The organism is Sorangium sp. So ce117 (genome assembly GCF_051524395.1).
Classification (GTDB): domain Bacteria; phylum Myxococcota_A; class Polyangia; order Polyangiales; family Polyangiaceae; genus Sorangium; species Sorangium cellulosum_B.
In genome coordinates this window covers 11,921,963-11,938,620 of sequence record NZ_CP150309.1, presented here as the reverse complement: position 1 = coordinate 11,938,620, position 16,658 = coordinate 11,921,963, and the positions used below count along the sequence as shown (strand labels likewise).

Below are 16,658 nucleotides of genomic sequence, written 5' to 3'. Positions count from 1 at the left end.
GCCCCCAGCGCACGACCGAGATCAGGATGAGCAACGATTTTGAGAAATGGATGCGCCTGGCGATCGAGGAGGCCGAACGGGCGCGCGGAGGGACGGGCGACAACCCTTGGGTCGGCTGCGCGATCGTGAGCGCCGCCGGGGAGCTCCTCGGCAGCGGGCATACCCTGGGGCCAGGTGAAGATCACGCGGAGATCGCCGCGGCACGCGCGGCGCACGCGCGCGGACTCAGCGTGGTCGGAGCGACGCTCTATTCGACGCTCGAGCCCTGCTCGTTCCACGGCCGCACGCCGGCGTGCTCGCGATCGATCGTCGAGCGCGGCGTGGCCCGCGTCGTGATCGGGATGAACGACCCGAACCCGCGCGTCGACGGCGAAGGCGTCCGCATCCTGCGCGAAGGGGGCGTCGAGGTCGTGGAGGGCGTATGCGAAGCGGAAGTCCGCCGGCAGCTCGGGGGCTGGGTGCTCGATCACCATCCTCACGAGCCGCTGCGGCGCGCGCTGACCTTGCCGGCATCGGATCGCGTCCCGCGGCTCGCGGAGATCTACGGCGTCGATCCGTTTCGAATCGAGGCGCTGCTCGCGAAGCGGTAGAGATCGCACAGAGACCGAGCAGAGCAGGGTCGTGACGCTCCGCGCTTCCTCAAAGGCGCTTCTGTCGATGGCGGGGCTCGCGCTCCTCGGCGCCGCTGCGCTCGCGTCGCGGCGCCCCGCGCCGAGCGCGCCCGCTCTCCCGGGGGCGAGCGTGCTCGCTCCCGCTGCGCCGAGCGCGCCCGCTCCTCCGGAGCCCCCGCCGCCCGCTCCCGCGACGCTTCCCCCCGCGGAGGGCCCGGCGGCCGGCGCCCCCGTCCAGCCCGAGGTCATGACCGTCGAGGGAGAGGACTACCGCGTCCATGTCTTCGCGTTCCGCCTCGCGAACGCCCATTTCGAGGTCGTCGACGTCGCGATGTCGCGCGACGTCGCGGGGGTGCTCGAACGCACCCGCGCGTCGTTCGTCATCAACGGTGGCTTCTTCGATCGGCAGAGGAGACCCGAGGGGCTCGTCGTTGTCGATGGCCGGGAGCTCGCGCCGCTCGCGCCCTCGCTCGGGGGCGGCGTGCTGGTGGTCTCCGGCGGCCGCGCCGCCCTGCACGACGCCGCCGGGTTCGTCCTTTCCCCCGGCGCTCACCTCGCGGTGCAGGGGCTGCCGCGGCTGGTGCTCTCCGGCAGCCGGAATGTGCGCAGCGACGGCGGCCCGCGGGCGGAGCGCACGGCGCTGTGCGTGCTCGACAGGGGGCGGCGCATGGAGGCCATCGTCGCGCGCGGGGACCTGGCGCAGAGCGGGCCCACGCTGGGGCTGCTCGCCGACATGCTGGTGGCGCGCGGATGCGAGCAGGCCCTCAACCTGGACGGCGGACCCTCGACCGGCGTGGCGTGGCGCGAGGACGGCGGCGCGCGCGAGATGGCGCCGCGGGGGCCGATCCGGCACGCGATCGCGGTGCGGCTGGATCCCTGACAGGGGAATCGCAGGAGGAGCGCGGCTGGCGGCGGCTGCGCGCCCGCCGCTCGCTCGTATGCCGCTCGGGCCTACTCGCTTCGGGCCAGCTTCACGACGCGGGTGCCCGCGATGTGATCATGCACGCAGCGCCGACCCTTGCGAAAGATGAACAACACGTCGACGAGGACGAGGAAGGTGCCCACGTACGGTATCTGAGCCACTGCCGCCTCTGGCAGGAGCCGTCGCAAGACGATCGTGCCGAAGGCCGCGGGCTTGCCGTCGCTGGCGTTGACGATCTGTATGTTCATCGTTTTCTTGCCGATCGTCTGCGCGCTGCGGGCGAGGAACGTGCCGTGAAGCACCAGGGTGAGCGCGAACCCCGCCAGCGCCCACAACAACGACTGCAGAAACGGCAGCGCGGAGACCTTCGGAAAGTCGCGATAGACACCGCCCCAATACTGCAGCGGGACGAAGATGATGAGGGCCAGAACCGCGTCGATCATCGCCGCCCAGAAGCGCGACATGCGCGACGCGCTGCCATCGTAGGCTCGCTCCGAGTCAGTCTTCGGCTCGAGCGCGGTCGGCGGTTGATACGGGTTGGGAGCGGATTGAGCCATGGCTCATGCAACGCCGACCGCAGCCGCGCGTCAATTGGCTACCGGGGTTGCGTCCGTCACTGGTAACGAAGCGCAACCCCCGTCCCGAAGAACACGCCGACGCGGGCCGCGCGAATCGAAGCTAGATGTCCGCCAGCAGCAAGCGCTCGGCGGCGTCAGCGTGCATCGCGCGGATGGCGTCGAGCCGACCGCGCCATGCGGGGCTGTCGCGGAGCTGCTTCTCGACCTGCAGCGACAGCTCGGCGGCCGACAGCGCGGCCGAAAGGCCGCCATGCTGGATGAGCCAATCGATCAGGGAGGCGGCGAGCCCGGGGTCCTTCAGCTTGCCGGTGGAGGGGCTCCGGCGCGCGGGCTGTTCGTCTACCAGGGCCAGATACTCCGACCATAGCTCCTTGTCGAACCTGACCTCGACGAGATCGACGTCGAGGATCTCCTTCAGTGAAGCGGCGGCGATGAGGCGCAGGCCTGCAGCCTTCTGAGCCAGGCCGAGCGCGATCCGGAACGCCCGTGGCCTGGGCGCGAGCCGCGCCAGCCGGGCCGCGGCCCAGGTCCGACCGCCGCTCGCCGCTGCGACGAGCCGGGCCAGCGCCGCCTGCCAGTGGGGTAATCCGGCGTCGTCGGGAAGGCGGCTCAAGGACTCGACAGCCTGGACCAGGACGCGGCCGGAGGTGCGCGCCTCGGCGAGGAGCCTTGTCGCCAGACCAAGCCCCTCGGAGCACAGGTCATGCTGGGCAATGCAGACGCCCGCTGCCGTGGAAGCGATGCGCTCGTCGCCGCATTCGACCAGCGCCTCGGCCAGGGCCACGAAGCCGCGAGCCACCGCGGGTCGCGCCTGCGACTCGTTCGGGAACAGGAGCCTCGACCCGGGGTTGAGCAGCGACCACGTATCCGGCACCGTCGTGATGCCGTCGATCAGCACCTGTCGGACGTCGGCCTGGTCGACGAAGCGCAGCAACCCCGCCAGGATGTCCGGCCGGATGCTGGGGTGCAGGTCCTCGGACCGCCACGCCTCCATCAGCAGGTCGCGAGCCTCCACGGTCGCGGCGGCCGAGACCCTGCCGGCGGCGTTCTTGCGGTTGACCACCGCGCAGTCCTTCGACAGCAGCAGCTCACGGTACGGCGCCAGATCGAACGGGCCGGGCATGCGCTCGGACAGCACGTTGAGGGCGCTCATCGCCGCGCGACCCACCACGCCGGATCTTCGCGCGCGCTCCAGGAACAGCCGCCGGAGCTCGGCGGTCGGCGGAGCGATCCGGGCGCACCGCGCCAGGATCGCGGCGGCGACCGGCCCGGCCGCGCCCGGCAGCAGCTCGAGCAGCAGCGGCGCGTCCTCGACGCGGCCGATGGCCTTGACGCGCCTGGAGAGATCGAGGCCGGCGTCCCGCGCCACCCGCAGGAGATGCTGCGTGAAGCGCCTGCGCTGGGGGGGCGTCCACCGCCCGGGGGCCGATCGTGAGATCGCCGCCACCAGATCGGTCTTGTGGGGATCGGTGGTGTCGTCCCGATCGAGCAGCGCGTCGACCAGGGCAGTCTCCTTCAAGCTGATCTCCGGGACGTACCCCATCACCTCGTCCAGCGGCCCGTTGCATGTGACGGCCTTGCGCGGAGGCCGCGGCGTCTTCGGTGCTCTTCCGAGGAGCAGGTCCACGATGAGCCGCTCCGCCTCGGGCTCGTAGCGACCGACCGCCACCGGTCCCAGCATGGGTGTGGTGCCGTCGAGGCGCACGCCTTCGTAGGCCGCATGGAGCTGGGCGGCGAGACCTTCGGCGATGCGCAGCGGGCTCGGCAGGTACTCCATGGACGGCGGCTTGTGACCAGGCGCCGGCGCCTTGTCGGCGCGCCAGCGCACCCGGGGATCCAGGCGAATTTGAACCAGGAGCCCGAGCAGCTGCGCCGCGCGCGTGATGCTGTCCCGGAGGATCGCTTCGCCGATGGCCTTGTGCACGGCCCGCTCGGCCTGGGCCAACGTGGTTGCGTTCGAATCGCGCGACTGCACGGTGGTGAGCAGGGCGTCCCTGTAGGTCTGCACGGGGATCTCCGAGACCTGACGATCGGACAGCTGGGCCAGCTCGGCCATGACCAGATGGCGGCTGGAGCCATGCCATGCCGGCTCCACCTCGGCGAGGACGGACGCGCAGGTCGCCGGGTCGGCGCCGCGGCGGAGCGAACGCACCAGCGCAACCATCCGCGCCGCGCGTTCGCCCCGGTCCTTGGCCACGCCCAGCGCCTCGTGCTCGGATCGCAGCTGGGCAAGGTCGAGGTGCTTCTCGAGGGCCTGAAGCCGCTTGCGCCGCGTGTCCGGATCGACGGGAGGGCTCAGGGCCGCCGCCGTGAGCCGCGTGACGCTCGCCGGTGGCATCGTGGCCAGCCGCGCGTCCATGCCACGACGGGGCGACCATGCGGCCGTCGCGGCCTGCTCCAGCTCGGCGCCAAGGAGACGTTCGCGCTCGGTCAGGGGCAGGAAGCGGAAGAGCGGATCGGCGGAGGCGTCGAGGGGTTTGCACCGGTTCCGGAGCTCCAGCACATCCTCGGCCGGCAGCGTCGAGATCGGCGGCAATCCGGATGGAAGCGGACCGCTCGCGAGAGAGACAGTCCAGTCGTTCCCGCGCAAGACCTCGAGCAGCTCGGCCGGGCAAGCCATCGCCAGGGCGTGGATCGCCCTCGCATGCAAGGCATCCCGCCGCACGAGCAGCGCCAGGGCCTCCCTGGGATATCGGGTGCAGAACAGCGTGCCCTCGTCCGCCGTGATCTTGCGCCGCGTCGCCAGTGCCACCCGAAGGCCCCGCTCCGGCGCGCGCGTCAAAAGCTCGCGCCACGCGGCCTCGTGCTCGGCCGCGTGATGTTCCAGCGTGTCGAGATCGCATGTCGCGAACAGGCGTGCCGCGAGCCCCACACCATGCCTCGCGATGACCAGGGGAATGACCGCCGTCGCCTGGGCGACGAGACGGCGCCGCTGCATGATCATGACCACCCCGCGGGCCTCGCGGCGATTCCCCTCGCGCAGCACCTGGAGCAACGCTTCGTCCGGCACCGGCACCCGGCGCGCCGAGGAAAGCGCGGCTTGGCGCATCATGGGGTCGCGCAGCGCCTGCTCGATGCGCGCCACGTCCCGGCGATAGGTCGCCAGGTCCAGCGCCAGCCGCCGCTCGTCGCCGTCGCCCCCATCCAGCGCAGGCATGACCCGATCGGCCGTGGCCTGATCCCAGCCGCGGGCGAGCAGGGCAAGCGCCCGCCCCCGCTTCGCGAAGCTCAGGCTTCCGAGCCGACGGACCTCCGAGAGCGGTTCCACCATGCGCCGAGTCTAGACGAACGCGACGACCACGTGTGGGGCGTCGCGGCTCCCGCTGATGCTCGTGCAGGCGACGCAGGCGCGGGTGCAGCGGGCCGAGGCACGTGGCCCGGGCACGGTTCAGGCTTCGCGGCGCGGGCGGGGGGGTTGGGCGTCACGGGAGAGCGCAACGACGAGCGAAGCGCGAACACGCCATGGTACCTCACAAGGGGGATCTTCGGCGGAGGAATGAAAGCCGCGAGCCGGGCCATGAACTCCATTGGACTCATGACGCGGTGAATGCGTCCCCGCCGACGAGTCTTCAGCAAGTACGCTATGCGCCCATTGGACAGGAGCTCGATTCGATCGAGCGCGAAGGCCGGGCGGCTGTAGCACCGCATGAGCCTCTCGCGCCCTGATCGTCATCCGCTGCAATGCGCACCGCGCAATGCACGTCGGACCCGTCGCACGTGGCGGAAAAGCATCGCTCCCGGCGCTCGAGAGCCGCGTCGGGGTTGTCCTTGCGCTCGAAGGGCCACGCAAGAAGGCTCCACCCGCGAGCGCGAGCTGGGTGCGCGCATCGAGCGCGGAGGACACGACGCTCTCGTTGCTGCGCTTCTCGGCTGCGTGCTCGTCGAGGTAACCGCGGCGCCAATTTTTGTAGGCGGATCAGTGGATCGTAATTTTTGTACGTTATGTCAACGCCGGTAGTTGGCGGAAAATTCCTGACAGGTTGGAATGACTTTGCGCGAGCTATCCTCAACCTGCTTCTGTCACCTGAGGTGAGCGTGGCGATTCACTCTTGACATCCTCGGATCGTTTCACCCTACCTTCCCCCCTCGGTGCGCATCCAGGTGAGCGTGCGCGCGAGCGTCACCGGGCGCGTCGGCGCGACGAGCAGATAGGGACGGGCAGGGCGCTCACCGGCGATACGAAATTCGATCTGGACGTCACCGAGTTCCTTTGAGCCAGAGCGGAACGACGCGCTTTCCCCGTTCGTCGCGGCTGGACAGCTGCCCCCCCTGCCATGCGAGAATCCACGCATGAAGGGGGCAAAGCCCAGCGTCCTGATCAGCTCCGATCCGCGAGACCGTGCGTGGCGGGACCGGCTGGTTGTGCAGCTGGATGTCCACGCCCTGCAAGGACTGCTGGACCCCTGGGACGAGCACAGGATCAACGCTGGTGAGGAGCGAGACGCTGCGCTCCGCAACGCGATGGACACCGCAAGCGTCGCGATCCTGATCGTAACCGCAAACTTTCTCGCATCCGAGTTCCTCCAGACGGACATCGTGCCGCGCCTCCTCGAGCGCCGTTCGCTGTCCGGGCTGACCATCGTGCCGCTCCTCGCCACGCCGTGCGACTGGCAGGGCGTCGCGTGGCTTCGCGCGCTCGATCTGCGTCCAGGGCAGGGTCGCTGCCTCTCCGAGGGATCAGAACATCAGATCACAGCCGATCTTGCGGAGATGGCGCGAGAGGTGCGACTCCTCATCAGCGGCGTTCGCGAGCAGCCCCTCGCGCGGGCCAACGCGCGCAGCTGTACACCGAGCTACCCGGATGACGAGACTCGAACCATCAGCCGAAATCTGGAGCTCTCCCGCAGCCGCAAGGCGGAGCTCGAATCAGTTGGGGCCAGCACCGCCGAGATCGATCGCGAGATCCTCGATCTTCGCCGGCAGCTCAGACGGGGCGGCCAGCTCAAGGCGGGAGACTCCCTGGGAGAAGGCCGGTACCTTCTGCTGCACCGCGTGGGGCGCGGAGGATTCTCCGTGGTATGGGAGGCGCTCGATCGGAGCACGGGCAAACACGTCGCGGTGAAGGTGCTCCACTCGGACCTCGCGGGAGATTCCATCCGCCGCGAGCGGCTCTTCCGCGGGGCGCGTGAGATGGCCTCGCTCCAGCACCCGGCCGTGGTACGCGTCTTGGAGCCGCACGGTGAGGATGATGGATATTATTACTATGTAATGGAGCTCGCCGCGAACGGCGACTTGCGGCAAGCCGTGCTCGACCAGCGCATTCGCTCCCACGATATCGTCCCGATCATCCTCAAGATTGGCGACGCGCTCGCGGAAGCTCACGCCAAAGGGATCGTCCATCGCGATGTGAAGCCAGCCAACATCCTACTCGACGCTTCGGACGAGCCGAAGCTTACTGATTTCGATCTGGTGAACGCTGCGCACACCACCGGGGGCACACGGACGGGCGCTCTAGGCACCTTTCTCTATGCGGCACCGGAGCTCCTCCACCATCCACAGGACGCGGATGCAAGGGCCGACGTGTACGGTCTCGCCATGACTGCCATCTTCTGTCTCCACGGCAGCGAGCTCCCGCATTGGGTCTTGCGTAATCCCGCTGACGTCATCCACGGACTCGCCACGAGCGACGCGATCAAGTCGACGCTCCGGCGCGCGACCGATTGGACCAAGGAGAATCGATACTCCGACGCACGCGCCTTTTGCGACGCTCTGGGTCATCATAAGACTATTCATGAGCGAAGCGATGAGACGCTGCCCGATCGACCATCCTTCGCTAAGAGCGATGGGGGCAGAGCGAAAGATGCATTCATTGAGCATCCGTTGCTCCCACGTACCAAGCGGAGGGGTCTCCTCCATTGGGGCTGGTATGTCGGCGCAATATCGGTGCTGGCAGCTGGCGCTCTGGCCGCCGCGCTTCGCGTGGGCCGCGGCAACTTCATAAGTGACGCAGGCGACCCGAGCCTGCCGCCGTCAGGCCTTTCGCAAGCCGAGTCTACCGATCCGAGCCTGATGGTCGAACCGGAGGCGATCGCGCTGGCCTCGGCGCAGGCGTCCGCGCGCGAAGCGGAGATGCTGCCAGATGCTGGCGCGTTGTCGGACGCCGCCGCGCCTGCGCAACCGGTCCTCGACGCAGGAGCAGTATCCGCGGTGCGGAAATCGAGCAGCCCCGCCCCGACCGTACGCATCACTCCGGTATCCGGTAGGGCGAAGCAAACTGATGCGAGGATTCCTGTGATGCCTCTTACGATCCCCTCCACCTTCCCTTTCCCAACAGCAAACGATAATCTGGAAACATGTACAGCAACGATGCCTGATGGAAGCAAAAAAGTAGTGCCATGCAAGTAGATTTCCAGTGTTGCGCATTGGACTCATGACGCGGTGAGTGCGTCCCCGCCGAGGTGTCTTCAGCAAGTACGCTATGCGCCCATCGGGCAGGAGCTCGATTCGATCGAGCGCGAAGGCCGGGCGGGTGCAGTACCGCACGAGCCTCGCGCGACCCTGGTGGCATGCACGTCCAATCCGATGGTTCTCTTCAGCGGCGCTCTCCTTTCTGGGTCCTTGTCTGCCAAACCCAAGGTTCCCCTCGACGGAGGGAAAGCGCCATCCTGCCGTTACCTGAGATCGCCTGCACGACAGCTTTTCACGGCAGCCGACCTCGTGTTGCCCTCCCTCCTGCCCCGAACCCGAGCCCTCAGCGGAGCGCCCCTCCGCCGTCGCCCACGCTACCGTGCAGGGGCACCGCGCGGAGCGCGGATCCAGGCCGCCGCAGGCGCCCGCGCAGCGGGGCGCAGCGCCTTTCGGCGCGCGAGCACTGTGCCCCCTCACCAGGGACGGCGGAGCTCCTCCGACGTGTCCGGTTGCGCGGCCTAGATCGGCAGCTGCGGGAATCAGCAGGCGAACTTCTGGGCGATGGCCGGCTCTTCGGCTCCGTCGCGGTGGCGCTGGCCGTGCAGCGCACCCGTGCTCCGCTGGCGCCCGCCCTGGCGCCTCTTACGGATACCCCCGATCCCCTCTCACAAAATCGTCACCCATCCGCCGGCAGCCCGGGTAGCCTCCGCGCGCTGCTCGTCCGGTCGGCGGTCGCGATGCCGTTGAGGTGAACGTGCAGCGAAGGTCGTCGCTCGGGCACGATCTTCCGCTTGACACAGCGGCGTCGCCTCGCGCGCGTGCGCGCGTGGCACAGGTCGACCCGCCGGGCCGAGAAAGCGGACGACGTCCGCGGGCCAGCCCTGGTACCCTCCCGGCCATGCTCTCCATCGAACCGCCGGATCCCCACATCGTTTCCCATTGGTTCGCGCAGTTCCTCGCCGTGTTCGGCTTCGGGCTGGGCATCGTGCGAAGCCACCGGCGCCCGCGCTCCTGACGCACCTCTCCGCCGGCTGCTCCGGCGCCCGCCTGAGTCGCTCACCCTTCGCCGCCTCCCGCTGATCTGCCCCGGGTTTTTGGCCTCGTTGGCCTGGCCAAGTAGCGTCGCCCGCATGTTGCTCCCCATGTCCGGCCCTTCGCCGGCGGCGGGGCGGGTGGTTGGGCCATGAACCTGGTGCTCCTGGCCTATGCGGCGACCGCGGGGGCGGCCGCGCTCGCGTGGGCTATCGCGCATCGGAAGCCCGATCACCGGCCGATCGCCTGGCTCCTGACTCTCTACCTGCTCGCGAACCTCGGCCGGCGCGCGCTGCGGGAGCTCGTCATCGCACCGGCGCGCGACGCCATCCGGGCGCAGGGCCTTGATCCAGCGGCCATCCCGTTCATCGGTTGGGAACGCGTGGCGGTCGATATCGACGGCGCTCTTTTCATCGCCTGGCCCGCCGGCGTCGCCGCGCTCGCGATCTGGGTCTTCACGAAGCGCCGGCCCTGGGGCGTCCTGATCGCCTACGCAGCCGCCATGGCCTTCATGGTGGCGACCTACCCGCGCGGCGCAGACCTCCAGCGTCTCTATCTGGCCGTCGAGCTCGCGGCGATGTGCGCGTCGCTCGGATGTCTCCTGGTCTGGTTTCGGTCGCGTGAGCCGCTGTCGCTCAAGGCGGTTGCGACCGGCATCATCGTCTCTGTCGAGCTCGCGATGGTCACGGGTGGGCCCTACCGCGGCAACATCTTCCTGACCTGGCAGAGAGCCCAGCAGATCCTCATCGTGATGTTCATGGCCCTCATCGCGGTCCACGTGGCGAGCATATGGCGGTCTCGGGATTCGACCTAGCGCTGTGCCATCTCGTCCTCTTCGCGCTCGCGGCCATCTACCGCGCGGGGCGGGACTTTGCGGCAAGGCGTCTTGCGTCTGCCGAACTCGCCGCGCAGGTGGGCCTCGTCCGCGCCCTCGTCGCGCGTTACCTTCGAGGTACCCGGGCGACACGCGAGGACGTCAAAGACCTCGCGCAAGACGTCCTCCTCGCAGCGTGGGAGGCTTCGGAGGAGGACCGCTATCGCCCCGACCCGGACGTGCAGCCCGCGGAGGCGCTTCGTGTCTGGCTGCGGGCGCTGGCCTATCACCGCGTCCGCCATCACCTCGAGAGTGCCCGGGTGCACCGCGAGGAGCTCGTTGCGGCCCCGCCGCACGCGGCGCACGAGGCGCCGACTCCCGATCAGACCATCGAGCGCGAGGAGATGCGCCAGGCCTTCCTCGAGGCCTTGCACCAGCTGCCCGAACACGAGGGCGCGGTGATCGCGGCTCACGACATGTTCGAGATGTCGATGGAGGAGGCCGCTGAGCAGCAGGACGCGCCGGTCAGCACGGCCTATCGCTGGCGCGCCCGCGGGATCGCAGCGCTAGCCCGGGCGCTTCGTCCGCGGCGAGGATGAGGAGCGGCGCTGCGTCGTGGTGGCTCGCGGGCCGCGGCGTGAGCCGCGCCTCGTCCGCGATCGCCTCCCGCGCCTGCTCGTCTGCTACGCTGCCGGGGAGAAAAGAAGGGGAGTTTACGATGAAACCGATGATGACCCACGTCGCGCTCCACGTAGGCAACCTCGACGCGACGATCGCCTTTTATCGCGAGTTCTGCGGGCTCAAGGTGGTTCACGAGCGCAGCGACGCCGGCACGCGGGTCGCCTGGCTCGCCGAGGAAGGGAAGGAGCGGACGTTCGTCCTGGTGATGATCGAGGGCGGCCAGCGCGCGCCGCAGGCGCCGGAGGACATGAGCCATTTCGGGTTTGCGCTCGAGAGCCGCGCCGCGGTCGACGAGATCGCGCGCCGCGGCGGAGCCCACCTCGTCTGGCCGCCCAAGGAGCTGCCCTATCCGGTGGCTTATTTCTGCGCGCTCAAGGACCCGGACGGCAACTACATCGAGTTCTCCTACGGCCAGCCGCTCGGGCCCGGCGCCGAGGCGCACGACGCGGCGTTGCTGGAGGCTTCGGGCTGAACCAACCAGGGTCGACCCCACGTCGAGCGTCCTCGGCGCATTGGCGGTTCAAGCTCTCTGTCTCTTCAGAGCCCGCGCAGATCTCTCAGTAGAGCGGGTGGAGCGGGATCAGCTCCGCGATCTCGTCGAGCTCCGGATCGCCTCCCGGGTTCGCCGCGATCACCTGCTCGCGCGCGGCGTGCAGCGCCTCGCTCGTGCTCGCCTTGAGCGCCTCGGCGTAGGCCACGATGGCCTTGCCCTTGACGAGCTGCTCCTTGCTCCCGGCGGCGAGCTCCGCGAGGGTCGCCTCGCGGCTCGCCTCTTTCGCCTCATGGGTGAGCGGCGTCTGCCAGCGCGCGCGCACGGTGAGGGTATCCTCGTCGTTGATCACGCCCGGATCGCACCCCCGCACGAGCTGGCTGAAGATCATCGCGTCGCCCGGCGCGAGGTGCTGCGGCTCGACCTCCTCGGGGTTCGTCGAGTACTCCTCGCCGTAGAACTTCTCCATCTTGAAGTACCACGGCATGGTGAGCTCCACCTGGACGCCGCGGGCGGCCACCTCCATCACCTCCGCGAAGCGATCCCGGAACATGTGGAACGCCTCGTCCTCGTCATCGAGATAGACATAGGCGCCGCGCCCCTTGTCGGTCACGACGTCCATGAGCACATCGTTGTAGCCGAACGCCGGGCCCGTCCCGACGCCCACAAGGTAGATCGCCTCCTGGTCGGCGTCCTCGGCGTGCAGCGCGATGAGCTCCTCGGAGGTGACTCCCACGTTGGCGCCGCCGTCGCTGACGAGGATCACCCGGTTGATCCGGCCTTCCTCGAAGTGCTCCTGGGCGAGCCGATACCCGACCCGGAGGCCGCTCTCGAGATCGGTGCCGCCGCTGGCGGAGAGCTCGTCGGCCGCCGCGAGCAGCGCCGGGTCGTCCGGACCGTCCACCACGTGGCCGCTCAAGATCACCGAGTTCTGGGTGTTCCAGGTGACCATGTTGACGACGTCGCCCTCGGAGAGGCTCGCGGCGACGGCGCGTACCGTGGCCTTCTCGCGCGCCATCGGCTCACCGTCCATCGATCCGGAGGTGTCGAGGACAAACGTGACCGCAATGGGGCGGCGCGGGCTCGGCGGATCGTAGGAGCGAACGCCGATCTGAAGGGCGTAGGTCCCCGCCTCCTCACCGGGCTCGATCTGGGGCTCGACGCGGAGCTCGCCCTCGTCCGGCGGCGCGTAATGGATGCGGTAGTAATTGAGGAACTCGTACGTGCGCACCTGCCACGGCTCCGGCGCGCTGCCCGAGCGGAGCAGCTCGCGCACGTGCACCGGCGAGCTCATCGAATTGGAGTCGTCGGCCGACAGGTACAGGACCACGGGCTGGCTCGAGTCGAGCCCCTCGCAGGTGAACGCCGGGGCCGCGCCGGCGTCCTCGTCCGACGGCGCCGGGGGCGGCTCGGCCTGGGCTCCATCGGCGGCACCCGCACCGCCGCCGGAGCCGCTGCCGACGCCGGTGCTGCCGGTGCCGGTGCTGCCGGTGCCGCTGACAGCGCCGGTGCTGCCGGTGCCGGTGCTGCCGGTGCCGCTGACGGCGCCGTTGTCGAAGGGCGGCTCCGGGGAGAAACCCTGGCTGCAGGCGACGAGCCCGGCGCCGCCAAGGAGGACCCCCGATACAGCGTAAAGACAGAGAGATAGGGACGCGGGAACGGTTCGCACTGGCACCCTCCTCCGCGATGCGACCGCACCGCGCTCGGGACGGCCCGCCGAGCAACATGGGTGCCGTGCGCGCAATGCCATCCGGACGCCGCGCCGCACCCGAGCGCCGCTGGTCCGATCGCGCCGGATCGCGCGGGCCACACAGCTCAAACCGCGGCCATCTACGCTCCGGCGGCAAACACCATGACAGCGTTGTCAGGCTCGCGCCTCAGTATGGCGCACGCTGGCATTGCTCGACCCACACGGACGCGACACATGCGCCGCCCGGAGGCCATACGGCCGCCCAAGCAGAAGAGATGACCTCGTGCAATCTGAACAGATGGGTCACTTCGTGCAGACTCTTTATTCGAAGCTGAACGCGCGCCACGAGCGCGTCGTGAGAGCGCTCGTAGCGAATGCGATCGCGCGCGACCAGGCTCCGCGCACTCGTTCCGCGCACTCGTACCTCGTGACGCGCGTGACGCGAACCACCATGGTGAAGCGGCCCGGGCGCGCCCGAGCTTCGAGCATGACCCGGAACGCATCGGCCCTCGTGTTATTCTCGCGCGCGTGGGGCAGCCTACCCGCGTCGCACCCGCTCTGATCCTGGTCGGGGTCTCCGCGTTTCTCGTCCTCACCGCGCTCGCCGCGGCCGCGTATCCGGGCGGCACCTTCTGCGACGCGAACGCGCCCGGCTACGATTTCTGGGGCAACTTCTTCTGCGACCTCACGCAGCCCGTGACCCTGCGCGGGGTGGACAACGCGCGCGCGCGCTCGCTCGCGCAGGCCTCGTTCGTCTGCTTTTCCCTCGCGCTCGTCCCGTTCTGGTGGGTTCACGGCGCCCTGCTCGGCGGCCGGCTCGGCGACACGGTTCGCGTGTTCGGACTGCTCTCCGCCGCCGGCACGAACCTGATCGCGTGGCTGCCGTCCGTGGTCTCGCCGCTGCTCCACGCAGTGTCGGTGTTCGTCGCGACGATCCCCGGGCTGCTGGCGACGCTCCTGGGCGTGACCGGCGCGTTTGCACGGGGCAATGCGGGCGAGAGCCGCTCGTCACCGTTGCGCTTTTCGGCGTGGCTCGGTGCGCTTTCGCTCGCGCTCGGCAGCGCGGACGCCGCGTACTACGCGTATGCGATCGCGGTGCCGGGCTGCCACGTCTTTTTGCCAGCGCTTCAGAAGCTCGCGGCGCTCTCGGTGATCGGGTGGATGGGCACGATTGCGCGCGTGGGTGCCGCGCGTGGGGCGCGCTAGCGCGTCGGTGTCAAGCCGCGCGGGGACGGCGCCTGGCGAGCCGTTTTTGGCCCATCAGACCCCCGCTTGCCCCGTCGCAGGGCTGGGGCGGCGTGCTCCGGGCGCAGCCGTGCCTCGACGACGGCGGCGTGCGCTCGCCATGACGGGGGCGGGTCGGGTGCTCAGCTACGCGGCGTCGAACCCGAACGCCATCGGTCCCCACGTTGCGTCGCGTGCGGGTGCTGCCGTTCACGGGTGGGAAGGGAGGTTGATGTGCCGAGCGGCGCTCGCGAAAGGTGTGTAAACGCGGACGACTTTCGAGGTAATGTGGCTCGAGCAGGAAGACCTGTCTATCGACTTCGTACGATAGGCGGCTCTCCGATGGGCAGAAAACCACGGAAAAAAGGGTGAGAGCAGCGATGCGTGCTTTGTACAGGGTGTTGGCGCTGGTGCTCGTGACGGCGGGCGCTCCCGCCTGCAAGAAGATCGCGGGCATGGCCACCGACGCCGTGCAGGGGAACTCGAACGATCCAGCGAAGAGCTCCACGGCGGTAGAGGCGATGGGTCACTACGCGACTGGCTTCAACGCGCTGATCGGCGACCCGCAGGACATGATCAAGAACTACTACCGGGAGTTCCCGGAGAGTGGGCCGGTGGAAGGCAAGAAGCATCACCTGTTCCCCGAGCACACGTCGGCCGAGGGCAAGATCGCCGAAGCGAAGAAGGAGTTCGCGGCGGCCGCGAAGATCGCGCCCGATTCACTCAAGCACCTGGAACCGCTCGCGAGCGCGACGGTCACGGACATCGAGAAGGTGGCCGTCACCTACAAGTCCGTGCACGGCTACTTCCAGGCCGAGGACTTCAAGGACGACAAGGGCGCCAAGGGCAAGACGCTGCACACCCAGTTCCTGCAGGAGGCCGCTGCGTTTCGCGAGGACATCAACAAGTTCGAAACGGCGCTTTCCGAGATCGCGCGCAAGCAGGCCGAGGAGGAGCTCAAGGAACACACCGACAAGAACACGTACAGCTACCAGTTTCGCTACTTCAATCATCAGGCGAACCAGCTCGTGAGCGTGAAGCGTGACGGCTTCCTGGCGCTCTATCCGACGGTCGAAACCGCGTACAACGAGCTCCAGGCCTTCACCAAGGGGAAGGGCACGCCGCAGGCGACGTTCAAGGCCTACGCGGACGCCGCCGACCGCTTCTTCGCCGAGGCGAAGAAGCTGAAGCGCGGCATCGAGGGCAAGGAAAAGGAAGAGCAGCTCGACTCGATCAGCGAGAGCATGACCTCGAACTACAACAGCCTGGTCAGCCTCTCGAACTCGCTCCGAAGCCTCGAAGCGAACAACCTGCTGAAATAGCGCTGGATCCGGCACGCGCCCTGGCCGGCATCGTGAAACACGGTTCTCGTCCGGGGCGTGACTGTGTAGCGTGTCCAAAAAGAGAGCGGGCGAGCGCTCACGGGAGGGAAGGGGCCCAGATTGTGGTCATGCCGCTGATTGGCAAGCTGGGCCGGGGGTTTGGGCGTCACGAGAGAGCGCCACGACGAGCGAGGCGCGATCACGCCATGGTACCTCACAAGCGGGATCTTCGGCGTAGGAGCGCGTCCGCCGCCCCCCTCCACGCGCCCCCGGCCCCCTGGAAAGGCAGCGACTGCCGCCGGTGTTAGACGGGTCTACCCTATGGCGCGGGACAGCATTTGAGCCTTGCGGCGCAGAGCCGATCCGTGAGACTTTCCGTGGCGGGAGGTTACAAAAGGCGACGAGCTAGACGGACCTGGTCCGGCGGTTTCGGTTGACCAATCGACTGATAGTTAGGCGGCGCAATGGAAACCACTTCACTGCCCATGACACCTCGAATAGCATCCTGCAGCTGCGGCCAGCTACAAGCGAGAACTGCTCGCGAGCCGGTTCGCGTTTCGGTGTGCCACTGTCTAGCGTGCCAGCGCCGTACCGGCAGCGCCTTCGGTGCTCAGGCTCGCTTCTCAAGCGAAGCAGTCAGCATCGTCGGCGAGAGCGTCGAGTTCGTCCGCGTCGGAGACGAAGGCACAAGAAGCATTTTCAGATTCTGTCCTCGCTGCGGTGCCACCGTCTACTACACCCTCGAAGGTCATCCAGAGCTCGTGGCAATACCCGTTGGCGCATTCGCCGATCCTGAGTTTCCAGCCCCAACGTTCTCGGTCTACGAGGAGCGCATGCACTCTTGGGTCAACATGCCCGCTGGCATCGAGCACATGGCATGATCCAAGGAGCAGCTGGCTTCTGAAAGAACGACGTTCTCCTGATCGCGGAGCAGCTGGCCGCTCCA

The 16,658-nt window shown here is 68.6% G+C and carries 13 protein-coding genes; 9 read left to right on the top strand and 4 right to left on the bottom strand.

Annotation, left to right across the window (positions count from 1 at the left end):
* The first annotated feature begins 26 nt into the window (after positions 1-26).
* Positions 27-590, top strand: coding sequence for a deaminase (locus WMF46_RS44740; protein WP_437982815.1), 564 nt, complete (start codon positions 27-29; stop codon positions 588-590).
* Positions 591-657: 67 nt separating this feature from the next.
* Entirely contained in the window at positions 658-1,491 is an 834-nt protein-coding gene (locus WMF46_RS44735; protein WP_437982814.1) for a phosphodiester glycosidase family protein, read from the top strand.
* A gap of 71 nt (positions 1,492-1,562) precedes the next feature.
* On the opposite strand, the gene WMF46_RS44730 is transcribed toward WMF46_RS44735, so the two are convergent.
* The 3 genes from WMF46_RS44730 to WMF46_RS44720 all read right to left on the bottom strand — a co-directional run bounded on the left by WMF46_RS44730 (position 1,563) and on the right by WMF46_RS44720 (position 5,759).
* Positions 1,563-2,090 carry an RDD family protein gene (locus WMF46_RS44730; protein ID WP_437982813.1) on the bottom strand — a complete coding sequence of 176 codons (528 nt, stop codon included), beginning with the start codon at positions 2,088-2,090 and terminating at the stop codon, positions 1,563-1,565.
* 121 nt (positions 2,091-2,211) lie between these two features.
* Positions 2,212-5,382, bottom strand: a complete 3,171-nt coding sequence (locus WMF46_RS44725) for a hypothetical protein (RefSeq protein ID WP_437982812.1) — start codon at positions 5,380-5,382, stop codon at positions 2,212-2,214.
* Entirely contained in the window at positions 5,340-5,759 is a 420-nt protein-coding gene (locus WMF46_RS44720; protein WP_437982811.1) for a transposase, read from the bottom strand. The genes WMF46_RS44725 and WMF46_RS44720 overlap by 43 nt, the downstream gene beginning before the upstream one ends.
* 642 nt (positions 5,760-6,401) lie before the next feature.
* Between WMF46_RS44720 and WMF46_RS44715 the strand changes: the two genes are divergently transcribed.
* From WMF46_RS44715 to WMF46_RS44700, 4 genes are all read left to right on the top strand, one after another.
* Positions 6,402-8,456, top strand: coding sequence for a protein kinase domain-containing protein (locus WMF46_RS44715; RefSeq protein WP_437982810.1), 2,055 nt, complete (start codon positions 6,402-6,404; stop codon positions 8,454-8,456).
* A 1,186-nt stretch (positions 8,457-9,642) separates the two neighbouring features.
* Positions 9,643-10,305 carry a hypothetical protein gene (locus WMF46_RS44710; RefSeq protein WP_437982809.1) on the top strand — a complete coding sequence of 221 codons (663 nt, stop codon included), beginning with the start codon at positions 9,643-9,645 and terminating at the stop codon, positions 10,303-10,305.
* The gene (locus WMF46_RS44705; protein ID WP_437982808.1) at positions 10,281-10,904 is read left to right on the top strand and encodes an RNA polymerase sigma factor; all 624 of its coding nucleotides are present in this window, start codon (positions 10,281-10,283) and stop codon (positions 10,902-10,904) included. The genes WMF46_RS44710 and WMF46_RS44705 overlap by 25 nt, the downstream gene beginning before the upstream one ends.
* A gap of 119 nt (positions 10,905-11,023) precedes the next feature.
* Positions 11,024-11,458: a VOC family protein gene (locus tag WMF46_RS44700; protein ID WP_437982807.1), complete on the top strand. Its 435-nt coding sequence runs from the start codon at positions 11,024-11,026 to the stop codon at positions 11,456-11,458.
* Between the two features lie 85 nt (positions 11,459-11,543).
* Here WMF46_RS44700 and WMF46_RS44695 read toward each other — a convergent pair whose 3' ends face one another.
* Complete coding sequence (locus WMF46_RS44695; protein ID WP_437982806.1) at positions 11,544-13,145, bottom strand: vWA domain-containing protein; 1,602 nt, start codon at positions 13,143-13,145, stop codon at positions 11,544-11,546.
* A gap of 549 nt (positions 13,146-13,694) precedes the next feature.
* Between WMF46_RS44695 and WMF46_RS44690 the strand changes: the two genes are divergently transcribed.
* The 3 genes from WMF46_RS44690 (at position 13,695) to WMF46_RS44680 (ending at position 16,593) form a co-directional block, all read left to right on the top strand.
* Positions 13,695-14,372 carry a hypothetical protein gene (locus WMF46_RS44690; protein WP_437982805.1) on the top strand — a complete coding sequence of 226 codons (678 nt, stop codon included), beginning with the start codon at positions 13,695-13,697 and terminating at the stop codon, positions 14,370-14,372.
* A gap of 398 nt (positions 14,373-14,770) precedes the next feature.
* The gene (locus tag WMF46_RS44685) at positions 14,771-15,712 is read left to right on the top strand and encodes a DUF3829 domain-containing protein (protein WP_437982804.1); all 942 of its coding nucleotides are present in this window, start codon (positions 14,771-14,773) and stop codon (positions 15,710-15,712) included.
* A 485-nt stretch (positions 15,713-16,197) separates the two neighbouring features.
* Positions 16,198-16,593: a GFA family protein gene (locus WMF46_RS44680; protein ID WP_437988006.1), complete on the top strand. Its 396-nt coding sequence runs from the start codon at positions 16,198-16,200 to the stop codon at positions 16,591-16,593.
* Positions 16,594-16,658 lie beyond the last annotated feature (65 nt).

Excerpts from the sequence above, each read along its gene's own strand:
- WMF46_RS44710 (WP_437982809.1), top strand. The coding sequence starts at position 9,643 with ATGAACCTGGTGCTCCTGGCCTATGCGGCGACCGCGGGGGCGGCCGCG.
- WMF46_RS44700 (WP_437982807.1), top strand. The coding sequence starts at position 11,024 with ATGAAACCGATGATGACCCACGTCGCGCTCCACGTAGGCAACCTCGAC.
- WMF46_RS44720 (WP_437982811.1), bottom strand. The coding sequence starts at position 5,759 with ATGCGGTGCTACAGCCGCCCGGCCTTCGCGCTCGATCGAATCGAGCTC.
- WMF46_RS44740 (WP_437982815.1), top strand. The coding sequence starts at position 27 with ATGAGCAACGATTTTGAGAAATGGATGCGCCTGGCGATCGAGGAGGCC.
- WMF46_RS44680 (WP_437988006.1), top strand. The coding sequence starts at position 16,198 with ATGACACCTCGAATAGCATCCTGCAGCTGCGGCCAGCTACAAGCGAGA.
- WMF46_RS44730 (WP_437982813.1), bottom strand. The coding sequence starts at position 2,090 with ATGGCTCAATCCGCTCCCAACCCGTATCAACCGCCGACCGCGCTCGAG.
- WMF46_RS44705 (WP_437982808.1), top strand. The coding sequence starts at position 10,281 with ATGGCGGTCTCGGGATTCGACCTAGCGCTGTGCCATCTCGTCCTCTTC.
- WMF46_RS44715 (WP_437982810.1), top strand. The coding sequence starts at position 6,402 with ATGAAGGGGGCAAAGCCCAGCGTCCTGATCAGCTCCGATCCGCGAGAC.
- WMF46_RS44735 (WP_437982814.1), top strand. The coding sequence starts at position 658 with ATGGCGGGGCTCGCGCTCCTCGGCGCCGCTGCGCTCGCGTCGCGGCGC.
- WMF46_RS44725 (WP_437982812.1), bottom strand. The coding sequence starts at position 5,382 with ATGGTGGAACCGCTCTCGGAGGTCCGTCGGCTCGGAAGCCTGAGCTTC.
- WMF46_RS44685 (WP_437982804.1), top strand. The coding sequence starts at position 14,771 with ATGCGTGCTTTGTACAGGGTGTTGGCGCTGGTGCTCGTGACGGCGGGC.